Below are 19,145 nucleotides of genomic sequence, written 5' to 3' on the forward strand. Positions count from 1 at the left end.
CCAGAGGTGACCGAAGGGGACTCGCGGCGCCGATCAGGCGGCCGTCGTCGACTCCGTGTGCTGCTCGGCCGGCCTGCGGTGGCGCCCGCGCGGGGTCGTCTTCTCGGCTTCGTGGGCCGAGATCTGGCCCCGGTGCCTGCCATGGCCTTCCGCCTCGTGGGGGTTGGCGGTGGGCGGCTGGGCCGTGTGCGTGTCGTTCATTGGAAGTGTTCACCCCGTCGCATGATCTTTTTTACGGGCGGTGAGTTTAACGGGTGACCGGGCACGGTCCGAAGGCGGCCAGGGCGTGTCGGCACCCCCGGGGGGAGTTCGCCCGGAACCGGCACATCACCGTCACCCGACGGTCACACCCTCCGGCACCCGCCCCTCCAGCGGCGCCTGCTGCAAGGGCACGGGCCGGGCGACGGCGGGCGCGGGCGGCCCGGCGTGCGAAGGGTCCGCGCAAGGTCCCGCGCCCAACGGCTCGGCACTCGGCGTCCCCGTGCACGGCGTCCCCGTGCACGACGGCTCGCGACTCGGCGGCTCGGCCTGGGCCGACGCGTGCCCAAAGCCCGCGCCCAGGGCCTCTTCGCCGACCGGACCCGCGTCCCCCGGCCCCTCCCGAGCCTCTTTCCGGACGTCCTCTCGGACCCCCTCCCGGACCGCCTCTCGGACCACCTCCCGGACCGCCTCCCGGTCCTGAACCACGTCCTGAGATTCCTCGGCCTCCACCGCCCAATGCACCCCCACCCGGGCCACCCCGCACCGCACCACCCTTGTGGTGTAGGGCAGGTGGAGCACGCCCTCGCGGCTCCACAGCCCGGCCCCTGCCAACCAGCCCCCGGGTGCGGGCAGATGAAGGATGCGGCGGGCGGCGGGACGCCAGACTCCGACCCAACTGCCCCGGGGGCCGTCGACGCGCAGCGCGACCGCACAGCTCTCGGGGGTCAGGATCTGGCCCGGCTGGATGGCGAAGGGGGTGATGCGGTGGCCGTCGGGAACCCGCAGGCACTCCGGGAAGCGGACCGGCAGCGTACTGCCCAGCACGCCCCAGCCGAGCCGGCCATGACCGGGGGAGGGCGCGTCGGAACGGATCAGGAGCAGCCCGCTGTCGGGGTCGGCGAGCAGCAGCCGGTCGTCGCTGTGGTCGGCGATCTGCAGCAGCGGCGAGACCGCGCCGCCCTGCTCCAGGTCGACCACCACGGACTTCGTCCGGCCGTTCAACTCCTGGTCCAGGGCCAGCAGCCGGCCCGCCCCGTCCAGCCAGACCCCGCCCGAGCACCGTCCCGGAACCTGCGCCAGCAGCTCCGGCCCGAACGTGCCGCCCGCCACCAGCCACACCGCGGTCGCGCTCCGGCCCGGGGAGAGGGCGTACGCCCTCTCCCCGCACGGCGCGGGCGGCAGCAGTCGCAACCCGGCCGCCGGATCGGCGCATTCGACCCCGCCGAGCAGCAGCTCACCGGTGCCGGGCCCGGTCGGGTAGAGGAGCGAGAACAGGTGCCGGTCCGCCGCCAGCCGGTGGATGAGGACCCGACCGTCGGTCATGGGAAGCACTTCGGTGCCGGGTTCCTCCGGTTGGTTGCCGGGCAGGGGGACGGCGTACGGCTCGGGGCCGTCCAGGGTCCAGCGCTCGGGGAACCAGGACTCGCCGTCGAGGGCGAGGCGTGCCGCGTACGTGCCGTCGGCGGTGATGACGCAGCCGGGCGGCGCCCCGGGCCCCTCGGTCCCGGTCGCCGCGCCCTGTCCGGTCGCCGCGCCCTGCCCTTCCGGCTCGCCCTTGCCCTCGTTCCCCTGTCCCGTCTCGTTCCCGTGGCCCGCCGCGGGTGAGGGGGATGCACAGGCCGTCATGGTTCGATCACCTCCGGCGACGAAGTTAGTTTTCGCACGCACAGACGTGGGACAACGGGCTCCCCCTTCACACATAAGGATGCTCGTCCCCCGATTCACCTGAGGGAACGGCGGCCCATGTGCTGGCGGTGGCGAAAGTCGACCGAATGCCGACCGGGTGGAGACCGAATGCCGACCGGGTGGAGACCGAACGCCGGCTGGGACTTCGCCGCGAGTTCACCGGGAGCCGGCCCGGGGGTGTCCGAGGTCGGCTGGTCGAGTGACCCGCGGCAGGTCGGGGACGGGAGCAGGGCAGGTAGCCTTTGGTGCGTGCCCCGTCTGTCTGAAGTCATCGCCGCGCTCGACGCCCTCTGGCCGCCCGAGAGGGCCGAGGGGTGGGACGCGGTCGGCACGGTCTGCGGAGAACCCGACCAGGAGGTCACGCGGGTCCTCTTCGCCGTCGACCCGGTCCGGGAGATCGTCGAGGAAGCGGTGAAGCTGGGCGCGGACCTGCTGGTCACCCACCACCCGCTCTACCTGCGCGGTACGACGACGGTGGCGGCCTCCACCTTCAAGGGCCGGGTCGTGCACACGCTCATCAGGAACGACATCGCGCTGCACGTCGCCCACACCAACGCCGACACCGCCGACCCGGGCGTCAGCGACGCCCTGGCGGGCGCCCTGGACCTGAGGGTGGTACGCCCCCTCGTGCCCGACCCGGCCGACCCCGGCGGGCGGCGCGGGCTCGGCCGGGTCTGCGAGCTGGACCACCCGCTGACCGTACGGGAGCTGGCCGCGCGGGCCGCCGGGCGGCTGCCCGCCACCGCGCAGGGCATCCGGGTCGCCGGCGACCCCGAGGCGCTCGTCCGCACGGTCGCCGTCAGCGGCGGCTCGGGCGACAGCCTGTTCGACCACGTACGCGCGGCCGGTGTCGACGCCTTCCTCACCGCCGACCTGCGCCACCACCCCGCCTCCGAGGCCGTCGCCCGCACCACGGAAGGCGACGGCCCGCCCCTCGCGCTGCTCGACGCGGCGCACTGGGCCACCGAGTGGCCCTGGTGCGAGCTGGCCGCCGCCCAGCTCGACGGGATCTCCGACCGTGAGGGATGGGACCTGCGCGTCCACGTCTCGAAGACGGTCACCGACCCCTGGACCGCCCACGCGGCGTCCGCCCGCCCGTCGCCCGCCACCGCCTTTTGAACGAGCGCTTCGCGCGCCCCTTCTTCTTTCACCGACACACTGGGAGCCCCCAACTGAACGCCGCGCCCGCCGACCAGATCCGACTCCTCGACGTCCAGGCCCTCGACGTACGCCTCCAGCAGCTCGCGCACAAGCGCAGGTCGCTGCCCGAGCACGCCGAGATCGAGTCGCTGACGAAGGACCAAACCCAGCTGCGCGACCTCCTCGTGGCCGCGCAGACCGAGGAGAGCGACACCGCCCGCGAGCAGACCAAGGCCGAGCAGGACGTGGACCAGGTGCGCCAGCGCGCCACCCGCGACCAGCAGCGCCTGGACTCGGGCGCGATCACCTCCCCGAAGGACCTGGAGAGCCTCCAGCGCGAGATCGCCTCCCTCGCCAAGCGGCAGGGCGACCTGGAGGACATCGTCCTGGAGGTCATGGAGCGTCGGGAGTCCGCGCAGGAGCGGGTCGCCGAACTGACCGAGCGGGTCGGCGCCGTCCAGGGGAAGGCCGACGACGCGACCGCCCGCCGGGACGCCGCCTTCGAGGAGATCGACGGCGAGGCGGCGACCGTGACGAAGGAGCGCGAGGTCATCGCGGCGGCCATCCCCGCGGACCTCCTCAAGCTCTACGAGAAGCTGCGCGAGCAGCAGGGCGGCATCGGCGCGGCCAAGCTGTACCAGCGCACCTGCCAGGGCTGCCGCCAGGAGCTGTCCATCACCGACATCAACGAGATCCGCCAGGCCGCCCCCGACACGGTCGTCCGCTGCGAGAACTGCCGCCGCATCCTGGTGCGCACGGCGGAGTCCGGCCTGTAGGAGGGCCGGTACGAGGCCCGCCCAGACACACCAAGAGGGTTACGTGGTACGGGAGTTCATCGTCGAGGCCGACGGCGGTTCCCGGGGCAACCCGGGGCCCGCGGGCTACGGCTGCGTCGTCCTCGACGCGGTGACGGGGGAGACGTTGACGGAGGCCGCCGAGTACATCGGGGTCGCCACGAACAACGTCGCCGAGTACCGGGGGCTCATCGCGGGCCTCAGGGCGGCCCACGCACTGGACCCGGCCGCCACTGTCCGGGTCCGCATGGACTCCAAGCTCGTCGTCGAGCAGATGTCGGGCCGCTGGAAGATCAAGCACCCCGGCATGAAGCCGCTGGCCGCCGAGGCCGCGCGGGTCTTTCCGCCCGCCCACGTGACCTACGAGTGGATCCCGCGAGACCAGAACAGACACGCCGACCGCCTCGCCAACGAGGCGATGGACGCGGGCAAGCGGGGCGAACAGTGGTCGCCGTCCACGTCCACGGCAGACCTGGACACCCGCGCGGCGAGGGCCGCCGCCCCCGGCGGCAGCCGGTCCGCCGATGCCGAAGCCGCCGCCGACATCCGGGCCGCCAGGAGCGTCGCCTCCGTCGCCCCCGACCTCGGCACCCCCGCCACCTTCGTGCTGCTGCGGCACGGCGAGACGCCCCTCACCCCGCAGAAGCGGTTCTCGGGGAGCGGCGGTTCGGACCCGTCCCTCTCCGAGGTCGGCCGGTATCAGGCGGAGCGGGTCGCCGCCGTGCTGGCCGCTCGGGGGACGATCCACGACGTGGTGTCGTCGCCGTTGGCCCGCTGCCGTGAGACGGCGGGGATCGTCGCGGACCGGCTCGGACTCGAGGTCACGGTCGAGGACGGGCTGCGGGAGACGGACTTCGGCGCGTGGGAGGGGCTGAGCTTCGGTGAGGCGCGGGAGCGGTACCCGGACGACATGAACGCCTGGCTGGCCTCGCCGGACGCCGAACCCACCGGCGGGGGCGAGAGCTTCGAGGCGGTGGCCCACCGGGTCGCCGCCACCCGGGACGAACTGGTCGCGGCGCACGCGGGCCGTACCGTCCTGCTCGTCACCCACGTCACGCCGATCAAGACCCTCGTGCGCCTGGCCCTCGGCGCACCCCCTCAGTCCCTGTTCCGCATGGAACTGTCCGCCGCCTCCCTGTCGGCCCTGGCCTACTACGCGGACGGCAACGCCACCCTCCGCCTCCTCAACGACACCTCACACCTGCGCTGACCACTCACGAAGGGCCGCCGCCTGCCGCGCAGGCCCCTCGACCCGCCGACAGTCCCGCACCGCCACCGCGTACGCCGACAGCACCCAGGTGCCGCCCACGCAGCCGGCGTCGGGGAGGGACGGATACTCCGCCGCGGTGCCCGGCCCGATCCCACCGGGCGGGCGGAAACGGGGCCCGCGGCGCCGACCCCGCGAGCGACTTCGCACGCATGCGGGTGGATGCGGGTGGATACGGGTGGAGAGGGAGTCAGTGGACCTCGGTCACCAGCACATCCAGCGTCCACGCCTTCCCTGCCCCCGCCGGCGGCTCGACCTCCACCACGTACCCGAGGTCCCGCAGCGCCTCCACCAGCCGCGCCGGGCCCTCGGGCGCGATCCCGGCCGACAGCAGACTCCGTACGATCCGGCCCTTGGTCGCCTTGTTGAAGTGGCTGACGACCTTCCGGGTCGGCGCGTGCAGCACCCGTACGGTCGCCGTCCGCCCTGCCACCTCGCCCTTCGGCTTCCACGCGGCCGTGTACGCCGAGGACCGCAGGTCGAGGACGAGTCCGTCACCGGCCGCCTCGGGGAGCGCCGACGCCATCGGCGTACGCCAGTGCGCGCCGAGCGCACCGATGCCGGGCAGCTTCACGCCCATCGAGCAACGGTAGGAGGGGATCCGGTCCGTTACCCGGACCGCGCCCCACAGTCCCGAGAAGACCAGCAGCCACCGCGCCGCCCGCTGCTTCGCTGCGGTCTCCAGGGTGGCCAGAGCGAGGGCGTCGTACAGCACCCCCGTGTAGATCTGCCCGGCCGGCCGCGTCCCCGCCGTCAGCAGTTCCGCGTTCTTGGCGACCTCGCCGCGCAGCCCCTCACTCAGCCCGAGCACCTCACACGCCTTGCCCTCGTCCCCGGCGCACAACTCCACCAGCTCACCGAGCACGGCTTCCCGCGCCCCGGTCAGCGCCGGAAGCGAAAGCCCCTCCAGCTCCAGAGGGGCACCGCCCGCTGAGGGGGCCTTGCCTTCGGACGGGGGCAGCAGGACGAGCACGGGTACTCCTTCTTCCGGGGCTCCGCGACAGGGTACGGGGTGGGAGGGCGCGGACCCGCCGGGGCGCCCGCCGCACGGTCTTCCGCGACGGCGACCTGCGGAGTCCCCGGCGGTCATCGGCCGGGTGACGGGTTCCCCGGCGAACGGCTGCCACCGGGATCCGGCAGGTGCTCCTCATGGGCGGTCCTCCATCAGTATCCGGAGCGTGCGGCGGACGGCCTCCGCCTGGGCCGGGGCCAAGTCGGCGTACAAGGCTCGCAGGAAGCTGCCGGCACCGCTGCGCCTGTCCTCGATGTCCCGCGGTACCAGTTCCGGCGGGATCAGGTCGGCCAGCAGCAGGGCCGCCTCCGCCACGCGGAGGTCGTCGGGTCCGGCGTCGGCGAGCGCGTCGAGCAGTGCGTACGCCTCGTGCGCCCGCTCCACCGCGCCGGGCGCCGCCATCATGCTCTCCAGCGCGGCCAGCAGCTCCGCCCGCGCCTCCGGCGTCGCGGTCGTCTCCAGGAACGCGAACATCTCCCGGTCCTTGGCGGCCATCGAGGCCTGCGGTGCGGACCCGAACTGCCCGAAGAGCACAGCGAGTTCGGGCGAGACCGGCCCCTCGGCGGGTAGCAGCCCACACCGTGCGTCCTCCATCAGGACACGGAGCCGGGCCCGCCGCTCCCGGACCGCAGTCTCCTGCCGGGCCAGATCCTCATCCAACTCGCCCAGCACCTCGACGAGTTCGCGCCCCGCGTCGTCCGTGAGCACATCCCGCACCTCGGCGAGCCCGAGCCCCAGCTCCGTCAACCGCCGAATCCGCGCCAGCACGACCGCGTGCCGCAACGTGTAGTCCCGATACCCGTTGGCCCGCCGCTCCGGCTCCGGCAGCAGCCCGAGATGGTGATAGTGCCGCACGGCCCGTGGGGTGACACCGACGGCCGTGGCCAGTTCTCCGATCCGCATGCGACCAGTAGGAACGTTGACGCTGCGGCAGGGTCAAGCGACGGGCCCGGCGGCTGACGGTGACCGAGATCATGTGCCACGATCGAGGGAACGGTTCTGGATCTCACGGCCAGGTGATCAGCCGATGTCCCAGTCCGGCGAGCGACCGAAGAAGGAGGGGCGTGACGTGACTGCCATGGCCCACGAGCCGCTCACGCAGGAAGACGTCCTGGGTGAGCCGGGCCCGCGCCCTGCTGGAGGCAGGCGCCCGCCCGGCGGACGTCGCCGGCCAGGTGGGCTTCGCGGACCAGGCCCACCTGACGCGCTGGTTCAGGCGGGTGCTGGGGGTGACGCCGGCGGCGTACCGGACGAGCGTGCGGACGTAGAGGCGCCCGGGTGCCGGGCCCCCCAACAGCGTTCAAGACGGACGCCGCCGAGCTGGCCGGGACTCCCCCCATGGCCGCACGCGGCTGGTTCCTCTTCTCCCTGATGGGAGTCCTCTGGGGCATCCCCTACCTGATGATCAAAGTGGCCGTGGACGAGGTGTCGCCGTCCATGGTCGTCCTCGTGGCGAGGGCGACGGTCTTCACGTACGTCAATCCGGCGGTGGCGGTGGCGGCCGGCGCACTCTTCCTGGACGAAAAACTGACTCCCGGAGTCCTGTCCTCCTTCGCCCTGATCCTGGCGGGCTCCTTCCCGGCGACGGCATCGCCGACACCGTCGGGACCAGGGACCCGTGGGCGCCCGGTAGCATGGTCCACACGGCAGACGAGCCGGGCGGACGGCCGCGTGGAGGTTCTTGTGGACCTCCCCGAGGAACGTCCGGGCTCCACAGGGCAGGGTGGTGGCTAACGGCCACCCGGGGTGACCCGCGGGACAGTGCCACAGAAAACAGACCGCCGGGGATCGTACGCGTACGGACCTCGGTAAGGGTGAAACGGTGGTGTAAGAGACCACCAGTGCCCAGGGTGACCTGGGCAGCTAGGTAAACCCCACCCGGAGCAAGGTCAAGAGGAGCCGCCGTAAGAAGCGGCTCTGCGCGGACGTTCGAGGGCAGCCCGCCCGAGTCCGCGGGTAGACCGCACGAGGCCGGCGGCAACGCCGGCCCTAGATGGATGGCCGTCTCCCGGCCGACCGCGAGGTCGACCGGTGACAGAACCCGGCGTACAGCCCGACTCGTCTGCCGCCACCTGCGGCTTTGCCTTGGAAAGGGCCTCTGACCTGCGTCGGAGGTCCTTTCCGATCTTTCAGGGGCTTGCCGCGTCAGGCGGCGAAAAGTCCCTCGGAATTCCCTCGGACAGAGCTGAAAGTCCCTGAAAAGTCCCTGGAGCGGAGGGGCGCGCGAGGCCTCTGGGCTGGGCGTTTGCGACAGCCGTTGGAGCATGGCGCTGGAGCCGCTGGCATGGGGGTCTTGGCTCGGCCGGGTTACGCGGCCTCGGCGTTGGCCGTCGTGTCGGTCCGTGAGGCCCATTCGGCGCGGGCTGCGGTGAGCCGGGAGCACATTGCGCGAAGCTCGTCCAACTGTCCAGTCGCCCCTTCGATGTACTCGCCCAGTTGGTTCGGATCCATCGGGCGGTGTACATGTCGGCGGCCACTTGACCAGAACGTGCGGGGCTTGGCCAGCTCCTGACCACCGCCGCGTCCTCCAGCGCCTGATTCAGGCCTCGGGCTTTCGCCGGTCCGCGCAGGGACTTGGCGTCCACGGGCAGGTCGCGCAGTCCGGCGCCGACAGGCCATTCGCCCCCTGAAGCCGGGTGCCACGGTCGATGCGCGCGAGCAGCCCACGGACCGTCGCTATGTGTCTGAGCTGTACTGAGATTTGTGGAGTCCCTGATGCCAGGGTTACGGTCCTGGCGAAGGAGAACCACGAGCACCATGGCAGCACCCCGTAAGTACCCGGACGAGCTCCGCGAGCGCGCGGTCCGTGAGGTCCGCAGCACCGGCCGACCGATTGCCCACGTCGCGAAAGACCTCGGCATCCACAAGGAGGCCCTGCGCGGCTGGGTCCGCCAGGCCGAGGCCGATGGCGGCGAGCGTGACGACCGGCTCACCACCGCCGAGCGCGAGGAACTCAAGCAACTCCGCAGGGAGAACGCCGAGTTGAAGCGGGCCAACGAGATCCTGAAAGCCGCCAGCGTGTTTTTTTTGCCCAGGAGATCGACCGTCCCCGGACGAGGCCGAGCAGGTGATCGACCACCTGCGTGACAAGGGCCTCGGGGTCGATCCCGTCTGCCGGGTTCTTGAGCTGTCGCCGTCGACGTACTTCGCCCGCAAGAAGCGGCCGAAGTCGGCCCGCCGGCTCCGCGACGAACAGCTCATGCCGCTGATCGAGCAGGTCCATGGCGAGTCGGGCGGCACCTATGGTGCCCGCCGGATCACCCGGGCCCTGCGCCGCAAGGGGGTCGACGTGGCCCGTTGCACCATCGAGCGGCTGATGGCCGAGCTGGGTCTGGAGGCGTGATCCGTGGTCAACGCCGGCGGACCACCGTGGCGGAGCCGTCGGCGCCGCGCCCGCCGGACCTGGTCGACCGCGACTTCACCGCCTCACGGCCCGATCAGCTGTGGGTGGCGGACATGACGTATGTCCGCACCTGGTCGGGCTGGGCATACGTGGCGTTCGTCCTCGACGTGTACTCGCGGATGATCGTCGGCTGGCAGATCGCGAACCATATGCGGACCGAACTGCCCCTGGAAGCCCTGGAGATGGCGCTGTGGAGACGGAGGATCAAGAAGGACTCCGGCCTCATTCATCACAGCGACCGCGGGTCGCAATACGTATCCATTCGGTATACCGACCGGCTTGCCGAGATCGGCGCCTCGGCGTCGGTCGGGTCCGTCGCGGACAGCTATGACAATGCGATGGCCGAGGCTCTGAACGGCACTTTCAAGGCCGAGCTGATCGAGATGAGCTGCCCCGAGTTTCGTAGAGTCCGGTGATCTTGTTTCAGGCGGACTGCGGGGTGGCTTCCTGTTGTCGCCACCAGTCGTGTTCGTACTCGGCGGGCGGTAGGTAGTCGAGGGCGGAGTGGAGCCGTTCCTCGTTGTACCACGTGACCCACTGGAAGATCGCCCGTTCGACCTGGTCGACATCCTTCCAGGGGCCCTGCATCTCGATCAGCTCGGCCTTGAAAGTGCCGTTCAGAGCCTCGGCCATCGCATTGTCATAGCTGTCCGCGACGGACCCGACCGACGCCGAGGCGCCGATCTCGGCAAGCCGGTCGGTATACCGAATGGATACGTATTGCGACCCGCGGTCGCTGTGATGAATGAGGCCGGAGTCCTTCTTGATCCTCCGTCTCCACAGCGCCATCTCCAGGGCTTCCAGGGGCAGTTCGGTCCGCATATGGTTCGCGATCTGCCAGCCGACGATCATCCGCGAGTACACGTCGAGGACGAACGCCACGTATGCCCAGCCCGACCAGGTGCGGACATACGTCATGTCCGCCACCCACAGCTGATCGGGCCGTGAGGCGGTGAAGTCGCGGTCGACCAGGTCCGGCGGGCGCGGCGCCGACGGCTCCGCCACGGTGGTCCGCCGGCGTTGACCACGGATCACGCCTCCAGACCCAGCTCGGCCATCAGCCGCTCGATGGTGCAACGGGCCACGTCGACCCCCTTGCGGCGCAGGGCCCGGGTGATCCGGCGGGCACCATAGGTGCCGCCCGACTCGCCATGGACCTGCTCGATCAGCGGCATGAGCTGTTCGTCGCGGAGCCGGCGGGCCGACTTCGGCCGCTTCTTGCGGGCGAAGTACGTCGACGGCGACAGCTCAAGAACCCGGCAGACGGGATCGACCCCGAGGCCCTTGTCACGCAGGTGGTCGATCACCTGCTCGGCCTCGTCCGGGGACGGTCGATCTCCTGGGCAAAAAACACGCTGGCGGCTTTCAGGATCTCGTTGGCCCGCTTCAACTCGGCGTTCTCCCTGCGGAGTTGCTTGAGTTCCTCGCGCTCGGCGGTGGTGAGCCGGTCGTCACGCTCGCCGCCATCGGCCTCGGCCTGGCGGACCCAGCCGCGCAGGGCCTCCTTGTGGATGCCGAGGTCTTTCGCGACGTGGGCAATCGGTCGGCCGGTGCTGCGGACCTCACGGACCGCGCGCTCGCGGAGCTCGTCCGGGTACTTACGGGGTGCTGCCATGGTGCTCGTGGTTCTCCTTCGCCAGGACCGTAACCCTGGCATCAGGGACTCCACAAATCTCAGTACAGCTCAGTCCGAGACCAGCCGCCGTGGCAGCACTGGCTCGGGGCACACGCCGACCAGGTTCAGCATTGCGCCGAGGTCGGCACGGTCTTCCAGACACGAGGCGCAGAAACCGCCATGGCCTTGAAAGCCGTGCCTGTCCTGGTTCCGCCCCCGCCCGATGAACCGTCGCGAACCGGACGGCGGTCGGCTGCGACGAGACCCTTCTTGTCATCTCGCGTCTACCCGCTGCGGCCTGGCTGCGCGACTTCTGGTTCGCACGGGAACACACTGGGGCAGAGTGGTACCGCGCGCAGGCACGATGCGCGGCCAAAAAATCTTCCGGGAGGGGGTTGCGGTCGCCGCCTTCCGACCGACGTACGAGTGATGGACGAGCCTGGGACGGATACCGAAGCCGAAAGACTGCAGCTGCGATGGCGGCAGGGGCGGCTCGACGGGCTTGAGCTCTATGCGGCGGTTCGCGGAGCCATGTACCAGGCCGCCCGGCTTGGGATTCGCTCGATCACCTCTTCCATCCCCGATCCCCACGACGTCGAGGATGCCGTCTGTGAGGCGTTCGAGCAGTTGCGTGATAAAGATCCCGCTGATGTGTCATCGGTCACCGGGCTGGCGAAGGTAATCGCTTACCGACGGGGGCAGGACATCGGCAGGGGAGTCGTGCGCGAGCGCGAAGGGATCAAGAAGTTCCTTGCCGACCGGGTAACTACCGCGGCGGTGCAGTTCCACGACGAGGACGTGCGAGCTGCAGAGGAAGACGAACGAGTAGTCGCCCTGGCCGAGGGGTGCTTCGGGTTTCTGACCGATGAGCAACGCGATCTCGTCGTAGAGACGATCATGGGAGAGGAGCTCTTGTCCGACTGGGCGTTCCGCAAGGGCAAAACGCACCAAGCAGCGAGTCGGCAGCGAAGGCGTGCCATCGAAGCGATTAGACGCTGCGTCGAATCGAAGCGCAGCGAAGCAGAGGAACCACGGGACGGGAGGTGGCACAGTGACTGACAACGAGGAACTGGATAACCTGAACGACGCGCTTATCGAGGAGTACCTACTGTTCCTGCGCGGCCTCGGCCCTCAGCCGGACCTGTCGGATCTGCCGCCGAGCCGTCGAGAGGCGATCACGGGGCAGTTCGAGATCGTGAAGGCGTTGGCTGATCGAGACCCGGAACTCCCACCTCTCGAGCAGGACCCCGTCGCTCGGCGATTGGGCCTGGTGGCGGATACGTCGTCCGCTCCGTTGCCTATGGCCGCCGACGCGGCTCTGCGGGCCGCGGGCGGAGAAGTGGACGAACTGCTCAAGGCCTCGCTTGAGGAGGTGGCCTATCGGTTTCGAGGTCGGATCTCGATGGAGTTCCACCCCGCATGGTCGCCGGAGGTACCCGAGGGTATGCGGGCTTTTGCGCAGTGCGCTGTGCTGGCGGAAGCGGTAGCCGTCCTCGTGGGTGACAGCGACACGTGGTCGAGCGCACCAGAGGGGCTCGGGCGGTTCTTTAACCTGTACGCCGATATTTCGGCGATTTGCGTCACTTCCTCGGACGCCGAGCGGGCTGTCGTTCTCGCGCCTGCCGACGTGACGCGTTCCATCAGCCCGCTGCTGGGCTGGCTCGACCCTCACAGCTCGATGTTCGCAGAGCCTCTGGGGCTTGCCTTGGGGCGCTTCTTCGAGCGGCGCCTGCCGCGCTGGGACCGGGTCGCCGATTTCGACGTGCTTCCGGATACAGCAGCTCTCGATGCCGTGGCGAGGGAGGTGAGTGGGGCACAGATCGCGCAGGCTCTTCGTGCGAAGCCTCGGCTCGAGTACAAGAAGGAAGGCCGGCTTGCACTCGGCAACGTGGACGCGGCGGAACTCGGCGCCCTCGTAGTGAGTGTGCAAACGGGCGGCCTGACGCCAGATGACTTCGTAGATCGTCTGGCGGAGATGGCGGGGGCTGCCGCATCGTGATCCGACGCATTCGCCTGAGCCAGTGGCGGGCCTACGAGACGCTGAACCTGGAGCTCAGCCGCCCGGTCACGTTCTTCGTCGCTCCGAACGGCGTCGGCAAGACGTCGCTGGTCGAGGCCGTCCGATGGGGGCTGCTCGGTGCGCCCCCGGCTCGCCGACTCGGCCAGGCGGTCCGCGTCGGCCACGAATCGGCGACAGTGTGCCTGGACTTGGTGTTGGCGGACACCGAGGTGCAGCTGACCAGGTCGATCAAGCGCAGCGGCACCGCTCGCTTCGATGCGAAGGCCAACGGCATGGTGATCGACGAAGCGGCCTACACGCAACTCCTGCGCCGTGCTTGGGCGGCCGATCCGGGACTTCTCGATACTCTGATCTTCGGCGTCGGGGCGAAAGGCGAGGTCACCGGCTTTCCGATCAAGGACCACCTCGCCGACATCTTCGGCATCACGCCGATGCTGCAGGCCGCCAAAGCGATTAATACGCGGAGGTCCGAGCTTGCGGCGAAGATCAAGACTCTGCGCGATGACTTGAGCGGAACCGACGAGGCCATCGCATCGGTGACCGAGACCGTCTCACGGTTGGAGGCGGAACTGTCTGGGATCGCAGATCAGCGAGAGGCCGCGCACGCTTTGGCGCGGCGACTGGAACCGGCAGCAACTCTCGCGCAGGCCTGGAGCGACTACCGGGAGAACGCCCATGCCTTCGACGAGCAGGTAAGGCGACTCGTCGCAGGCATGGCCGGTTCTATCGATCTCGGCGATCAGGATCCGAGGGCTGCGATCGCCAGAAACGAGCGTGCCGCCTCGAGCGAGCTCGAGTCCAGCCTGGCAGCTGCGTCGGCGGCGGAGGTTCGAGCAGCGCGTGCAGCATCGGCTGCTGAGGTCCTTGCGTCTGCCACGGATCAGTGCCCGACCTGCCTTCGCCCGCTGACGCCGGCCGAACGCGAGGCTGCGGCCTCCGCACACGGCGGTGTGGACGACGCTGCGCACGCCGAGATCGAACAGCGCTCGCGCGACACCGCGCGGGCTCGCGAGCGGCTGATCGCGATTACCGGGTTCCGCGACTCGCTCAATGCGCTACACCCCCCGACGGAACCGGGCGGCGACGATCCTGGTGCAGAGGCAGTCACCGAGCTGGCCGAAGCACGTCAACGCCTCTCGGATCTCGCTGAACGCCACGGTGATGCAGCAGCTCGACTCGGAGCAGCCAGGAGTGAGCTGGCGAGACTACGGCAAGCCGCACACGATCAGTCGACCCTCGTCGCGGCCGCGCGTGAAGACACGGTCATGGAGGTCACCGAGAAGACCATCCACGAGCTGGCCGACCGCTACCTGACCGACTACATCGAACCGATCGCGCACGAGGTCGGCCGCCGCTGGAAGCTCGTGTTCGGCACGGACGGACTGCATTTCGACGCCGATGGACACCTCACCATCCCCCACGGGGACGCCACGCTGATGGTGGGCGACCTGAGCGGCGGAGAACGGTCCACCGCTCTGCTCGTGACGCGCCTGCTGCTGGCGAGTTCGGTTGCACGTGCCTCGACCGTGTGTTTCGACGAGCCGCTCGAGCACCTTGATCCGCGCCGCCGCGCCGCAGTTGCCCAGACCTTGGTGTCGGCCGTCCAAGCGGGCACCGTAGGGCAAATCCTCATCACCACCTACGAAGAACGGCTGGCGCGCCGTCTGGCCAGCGCCGCACCGGACGTCGTGGAGCTGACCTACGCCACCACAGACTCGGCCTAAAAAATTCTTGCGTGAAGGGGGTTGCGGACGGCCTGCTGCCAACGACCAGGAGGTGAAAGCCCGCATCCGACGGGTCGATCCTTGGAGGCCCCGCAATGGCAGCCACAGACAGTCAGACCGAGACAGGCCACACCAAGCACCCCACATTCGTGTTCGAGGTCGACGGCGTGGAATACACCCATGACAAGCCGACGATCACCGGCGCACAGATCATGGCGATGGCTGGCATCAACCCGGCCGACGGCCTGGTTCAGATCCTGCCGGACGGAACCCGCATCACGATCACGCCCGACGAGACAGTCCGCCTCGTTCCCGGCGCCCAGTTCAAGCGCCGTCCTCGCTTCAAGCGAGGTTGATCGCGTGTCCGTGCCCGACCGGCTCGCCGAGCGCCTGGCGCAGGAGGAAGACCTGCTGCGCCAGGCGTTCCCGAACGCCACCATCGACCCTGAAGCCCTCGTCGTCACACTGCGAGACCACCCGCTGCCCGCAGGTTGGTCCCACAGCGACACCGACGTCCTGTTCGCCGTCCCCGTGAACTATCCCGCTGGTCAGCCGGACAACATCTGTGCCCGACCGGACCTGACACTTGCCAGCGGCGCAACGCCCGGCAACAGCCAGGGCATACAGCAGCACGCTGGACGCTCCTGGCTGCAGTTCTCCTACCACATAGACCCGAACGACTGGCACCCCCACGTGAACCTCACGCTGGGCAGCAACCTCGTCGACTATCTGACCGGCGCTCTCACCCGCTTCGAGGAGGCGAGCTGAACCGATGAGCACCCTGAAGTTCACGCGGCCCGAGCACTGGGAGCGCATCGAGCAGCATCTGGCCGAAGCGCGCGGCGAGCGATTCGCCTTTGCCTTCACCAAGCTGCTGCACAACGGAGAGAACGGCCCCGTCCTTGAGGTCGTCGCCATCGCGCTCATCGGCGACGAGGAGATCGAGCCGAACCACGACGGCTGGCGCCTGGCCGACAGGGCGCTCGATCGCATCCACAACCGGGCGGTCGCCACCGGACGAGGCCTCGTCGAATTCCATAACCACCGGCTGGAGCCACCACGATTCTCGGCCATCGATGAGCGCGCGCTCGCTGAGATGTCGCCATATGCGGTCGACCTGCTGGACGGGAAGCCCTATGCGGCCGCCGTGTGGGCGCGAGGAGTGGTCCGCGCCGACTGGTGGCGCCCCGGCACAGACGGCGAGCTCGAACGTAAGCCGTTCGACACGGTCACCGTGCTCGGCGACAACATCAAGGTGCTCGACGCGTCAGCTACCACCGATACCCGGTTTGCCCGCCAGACCCCGCTCCTCGGACCCCGGGCCCAGGCGGCCGTCGCCGCCTTGCGCGTGGCGGTCGTCGGCGCCGGAGGCACCGGATCTCACGTCGCTCTCGGGCTCGCCTACCTCGGCTTCCGTAATGTCATCGTCCTTGACGACGACCTCGTCGAGACAACCAACCTGAACCGGCTCATCACCGCCGACCACGCCGATATCGGCAGCCCGAAGACAATCGTCACGCGCCGCCGCATGCGCTCGATCGACCCGAGAATCGAGATCCAGATTTTCCCCGGGCTCACTCCCGCAGGGGAACATCCCGAACTGCACGACGTCGACCTGCTCATCAGCTGCGTCGACCATGACGGCCCGCGGCACCGCCTCAACCAGATCGCCATCGACACACATACCCCGCTTCTCGACATCGCCACCGGCGTCGATGACCATCAGCAGCCTGTCGCGCTCGGCGGCCGTGTCTTCTTCATGCTCCCTGGCGCCGCGTGCCTGACCTGCCTGAACGAACTCGACTCGGCGGAGATCTCGCGCTGGGCCAAACCGGACCACCAGCAAGCTGTCGACCGCCTGCACGGGTACGGAACCGGTGTCGCCAACCCCTCGGTTGTCTACCTGAACGGGCTGACCGTCCATGCAGCGCTCGCCGAGCTCGGCGCATGGATCTCCGGTGCCCGCGAGCCAGCACGATGGCTCGATATCGACCTGCTCGGAGCCGTGAAGGCTCCAGGCACACAGGTCGGACCTCGCCGGATACCCGAACGTGTTCCCGGCTGCATCGACTGCGGGTACGACAAGTGAGGGGATCTTGCGTGGGGCGTGCAGGGTTTCATCGCAGTGGGCCGCCGTCCGGTTCGTGATGGTTCGTTGGGCGGTTGGGGGGCGGAACCATGGTGGGCATGGGCTTCCAAGAGCATGTCGGTTTTGACGCCCCGTGACCTGCCTGGAACAGTTTCTGGTGCTCAGTGCTGTAGCCCTGCTGTGCCTAGCTGGGCTGGGGACAATCTCGGTCGCCCGTCGCGCGGGTACCAGTCGGCGAAGTCCTCATCGCGCCACAACCCATCCGGCCGTTCACGGACCAACATCGTGGTCGTCCCGTTCGGGTTGCTCGCTCGTGCCATCTGCCCGGTCAATGAGCGTTGTTCAACCTGAATTCGCTGGTCATGGGGCTGGCGTGGGCGGGGGCTGAGGTGCTCGTGCCGGTCGGGGGTGTGATCGGTAGCAGGTGATCATCCGACGCATTGCCGGTTCGCCGGAATCGCGATGCCGGGTTGGGAGTGCCTCGTAGGCTCCGAGGAGAGCCGGGTGGGAGGGGGGCTGCTGGTGGCGGACGTACTGGTCTGGGTGATGCAGCGAAGGGTGGTGCTGGCCGATCGCGCCGAAAGGCTGCGCAAGGAACTCGCCGAGGTCGATGCCGAGGTGGCCCGGCTGGAAGCCGCCGAGGTGGTGATCGGGCAGTTCATCGAGGCCGAGCGGAGCGGGCAGGCCGACGACCCGGCCGCGGCTGAGGAGTTGGAGAGAGTGACGACTCCGGGTGCGGGCGGGATGCTGCTGGTCCCGCACCGAGAGCCGGGCACGGACGAAAGCGCGCTGCCCGCCGACTACCAGGCGATCATGAAGATCGTGGCCGCAGCCTCGGAGCCGGTCCCGGCCAAGGACGTCAGCGTCCACCTCGGCAGGGGCACCCAGCCCGGGCAGGTCGAACCGGTACGCGACAAGCTCAGGCGCCTGGCCGACCGGGGCTGGCTGCACCGCACCCCCGCCGGCCGCTTCACCGCCTTGCCGCAGCCGCCGGTCTGACCGGCCGCGGCCTGATTCCGGCGTAACACGCAGGCCCCCGACGGGAGTTGGGGATTCCATGCGAAAGAACACCAGTCCCGCCGAGGGCACTGAGGGGCTTGTCTACCAGTGCCGCCTGCCGCTGTCGAGCTCGACCCTGGACCTGGTCGCCGGCCTGGTCCGCAGCCACCTGAAGAAGATCCGCTCCCGCTGGCGCAAGCTCCCACCCGGCCGGATCGCCCTGATCGTCCTGGCAGTCCTCCGCCACGACCAGCGGCTTTCCGACATCGCGGGCGGCAACGACGTCTCCGCCTCCACCGTGCGCCGCTGGCTACTGGAAGTGATCGGGTTGCTGTCGGCCCGTGCCCCGCGCCTGGACCGCGCTCTGAAGAAAATCGCCCGGAAGGGTGGCGTCGTCGTCTTGCTCGACGGCACTCTCGTCCGTACTCGCCGACGCACCGGGGACGAGAACCGGCCGAACTATTCGGGCAAGCACAAGGCCCACGGCCTGCTGTTCCTCGCCCTGACCGACGAGGCGGGCAACCTGGTCTGGATCTCGGCGGCAAAGCCTGGGCGCTCCAGCGAGATCACCACCGCCCGCCACAACAGGATCACTACCCGCCTGCGGGAGGCCGGTCTGGGCGCTCTGGCAGATCTCGGCTTCGTCGGCCTGGACGACGCCCCCGACGACCCGGTCATCGTCACCGGCCGACGGGCGAGTCGCGGCCATCCGCTCACCGACGCCCAGAAGGAGGCGAACCGGCTGGTCAGCCGCGAGCGAGCGGCAAACGAGCACGGCTTCGCCGACCTGAAGAACTGGCGGATCCTCACCAAGGTCCGCATGAACGCCCGACACGCGACCACGCTGCTGCGGGCGCTCCTCGTGCTGACGAACGCCGAGGTCCACCGCTGACGGACGATCACCTCCTACCGATCACACCGCCGACCGGCACGAGCATCCCAACCGCGACCCACGCCAACCCCCGGACCTGCAACTTCAGGTTGAAACGAGCTCAATGATGGAACTTGCTCACCCAGGACATGAAGCGACACCGACTCACCTCGTGAAGACGACCGACCTTCGAAACCGAGCGGAGCCTGCCCGACGACCAAGCCACCGCGCCGACGAATCTCAAGTTCCCCGCCAGAGTCGCTCAATAGCCGCACTTCCATCCACGCCCCGACAGCTGCCCCGCGATGACCTGGGCTTGGCCAG

18 protein-coding genes, 1 other RNA gene and 2 pseudogenes are annotated in these 19,145 nt (G+C 69.5%); 16 read left to right on the forward strand and 5 right to left on the reverse strand.

The features are described 5' to 3' along the window. Positions 1-33: 33 nt before the first annotated feature. Both WBG99_RS25605 and WBG99_RS25610 read right to left on the reverse strand, forming a co-directional pair. Positions 34-201, reverse strand: coding sequence for a hypothetical protein (locus WBG99_RS25605; protein WP_338898549.1), 168 nt, complete (start codon positions 199-201; stop codon positions 34-36). A gap of 132 nt (positions 202-333) precedes the next feature. Beyond that, positions 334-1,827, reverse strand: a complete 1,494-nt coding sequence (locus tag WBG99_RS25610) for a hypothetical protein (RefSeq protein WP_338898550.1) — start codon at positions 1,825-1,827, stop codon at positions 334-336. A gap of 309 nt (positions 1,828-2,136) precedes the next feature. Here WBG99_RS25610 and WBG99_RS25615 point away from each other — a divergent pair, with 309 nt between their 5' ends. Genes WBG99_RS25615 through WBG99_RS25625 form a run of 3 tightly spaced genes read left to right on the forward strand, consistent with a single transcriptional unit; the run spans position 2,137 to position 5,031 of the window. Next, entirely contained in the window at positions 2,137-3,006 is an 870-nt protein-coding gene (locus WBG99_RS25615; protein ID WP_338898551.1) for a Nif3-like dinuclear metal center hexameric protein, read from the forward strand. A 53-nt stretch (positions 3,007-3,059) separates the two neighbouring features. Then, positions 3,060-3,803, forward strand: a complete 744-nt coding sequence (locus tag WBG99_RS25620; protein ID WP_338900491.1) for a C4-type zinc ribbon domain-containing protein — start codon at positions 3,060-3,062, stop codon at positions 3,801-3,803. Positions 3,804-3,846: 43 nt separating this feature from the next. Beyond that, a complete protein-coding gene (locus tag WBG99_RS25625) occupies positions 3,847-5,031 on the forward strand; it encodes a bifunctional RNase H/acid phosphatase (RefSeq protein ID WP_338898552.1) in 1,185 nt (394 codons plus the stop codon). A 247-nt stretch (positions 5,032-5,278) separates the two neighbouring features. Here the strand turns inward: WBG99_RS25625 and yaaA are convergent, their stop codons facing one another. Together yaaA and WBG99_RS25635 are read right to left on the reverse strand one after the other, a co-directional pair. Beyond that, positions 5,279-6,061, reverse strand: a complete 783-nt coding sequence (yaaA, locus tag WBG99_RS25630) for a peroxide stress protein YaaA (protein ID WP_338898553.1) — start codon at positions 6,059-6,061, stop codon at positions 5,279-5,281. Positions 6,062-6,235: 174 nt separating this feature from the next. Then, on the reverse strand, positions 6,236-7,003 hold the full coding sequence (locus WBG99_RS25635) for a MerR family transcriptional regulator (RefSeq protein WP_338898554.1): 768 nt from the start codon (positions 7,001-7,003) through the stop codon (positions 6,236-6,238). A gap of 212 nt (positions 7,004-7,215) precedes the next feature. Here WBG99_RS25635 and WBG99_RS25640 point away from each other — a divergent pair. From WBG99_RS25640 to WBG99_RS25660, 5 genes and pseudogenes are all read left to right on the forward strand, one after another. Then, positions 7,216-7,368, forward strand: a pseudogene (locus tag WBG99_RS25640) (helix-turn-helix domain-containing protein); the annotation flags it as partial. A gap of 383 nt (positions 7,369-7,751) precedes the next feature. Beyond that, an RNA gene (gene rnpB / locus WBG99_RS25645) (RNase P RNA component class A) lies at positions 7,752-8,165 on the forward strand. A gap of 692 nt (positions 8,166-8,857) precedes the next feature. Then, positions 8,858-9,187 carry a transposase gene (locus tag WBG99_RS25650; protein ID WP_338898555.1) on the forward strand — a complete coding sequence of 110 codons (330 nt, stop codon included), beginning with the start codon at positions 8,858-8,860 and terminating at the stop codon, positions 9,185-9,187. Then, the gene (locus WBG99_RS25655; protein WP_338898556.1) at positions 9,168-9,443 is read left to right on the forward strand and encodes an IS3 family transposase; all 276 of its coding nucleotides are present in this window, start codon (positions 9,168-9,170) and stop codon (positions 9,441-9,443) included. The genes WBG99_RS25650 and WBG99_RS25655 overlap by 20 nt, the downstream gene beginning before the upstream one ends. A gap of 26 nt (positions 9,444-9,469) precedes the next feature. Beyond that, the gene (locus WBG99_RS25660; RefSeq protein WP_338898557.1) at positions 9,470-9,919 is read left to right on the forward strand and encodes an IS3 family transposase; all 450 of its coding nucleotides are present in this window, start codon (positions 9,470-9,472) and stop codon (positions 9,917-9,919) included. Between the two features lie 7 nt (positions 9,920-9,926). On the opposite strand, the pseudogene WBG99_RS25665 reads toward WBG99_RS25660, so the two are convergent. Further along, positions 9,927-11,118 (reverse strand): annotated as a pseudogene (locus WBG99_RS25665) (IS3 family transposase). A 429-nt stretch (positions 11,119-11,547) separates the two neighbouring features. Between WBG99_RS25665 and WBG99_RS25670 the strand changes: the two are divergent. The 8 genes from WBG99_RS25670 (at position 11,548) to WBG99_RS25705 (ending at position 18,842) form a co-directional block, all read left to right on the forward strand. Then, a complete protein-coding gene (locus tag WBG99_RS25670) occupies positions 11,548-12,177 on the forward strand; it encodes a hypothetical protein (protein ID WP_338898558.1) in 630 nt (209 codons plus the stop codon). Further along, the gene (locus WBG99_RS25675) at positions 12,170-13,117 is read left to right on the forward strand and encodes a hypothetical protein (protein ID WP_338898559.1); all 948 of its coding nucleotides are present in this window, start codon (positions 12,170-12,172) and stop codon (positions 13,115-13,117) included. The genes WBG99_RS25670 and WBG99_RS25675 overlap by 8 nt, the downstream gene beginning before the upstream one ends. Beyond that, the gene (locus WBG99_RS25680) at positions 13,114-14,862 is read left to right on the forward strand and encodes an AAA family ATPase (protein ID WP_338898560.1); all 1,749 of its coding nucleotides are present in this window, start codon (positions 13,114-13,116) and stop codon (positions 14,860-14,862) included. The genes WBG99_RS25675 and WBG99_RS25680 overlap by 4 nt, the downstream gene beginning before the upstream one ends. Positions 14,863-14,957: 95 nt before the next feature. Next, a complete protein-coding gene (locus WBG99_RS25685) occupies positions 14,958-15,218 on the forward strand; it encodes a multiubiquitin domain-containing protein (RefSeq protein ID WP_338898561.1) in 261 nt (86 codons plus the stop codon). Positions 15,219-15,222: 4 nt separating this feature from the next. Then, the gene (locus WBG99_RS25690; RefSeq protein WP_338898562.1) at positions 15,223-15,630 is read left to right on the forward strand and encodes an E2/UBC family protein; all 408 of its coding nucleotides are present in this window, start codon (positions 15,223-15,225) and stop codon (positions 15,628-15,630) included. Positions 15,631-15,634: 4 nt separating this feature from the next. After that, on the forward strand, positions 15,635-16,951 hold the full coding sequence (locus tag WBG99_RS25695) for a ThiF family adenylyltransferase (RefSeq protein WP_338898563.1): 1,317 nt from the start codon (positions 15,635-15,637) through the stop codon (positions 16,949-16,951). 504 nt (positions 16,952-17,455) lie between these two features. Next, the gene (locus WBG99_RS25700) at positions 17,456-17,950 is read left to right on the forward strand and encodes a hypothetical protein (protein ID WP_338898564.1); all 495 of its coding nucleotides are present in this window, start codon (positions 17,456-17,458) and stop codon (positions 17,948-17,950) included. A 58-nt stretch (positions 17,951-18,008) separates the two neighbouring features. Beyond that, positions 18,009-18,842, forward strand: coding sequence for a transposase family protein (locus tag WBG99_RS25705; RefSeq protein WP_338898565.1), 834 nt, complete (start codon positions 18,009-18,011; stop codon positions 18,840-18,842). Positions 18,843-19,145 lie beyond the last annotated feature (303 nt).

Source organism: Streptomyces sp. TG1A-60 (assembly GCF_037201975.1).
Taxonomy (GTDB): domain Bacteria; phylum Actinomycetota; class Actinomycetes; order Streptomycetales; family Streptomycetaceae; genus Streptomyces.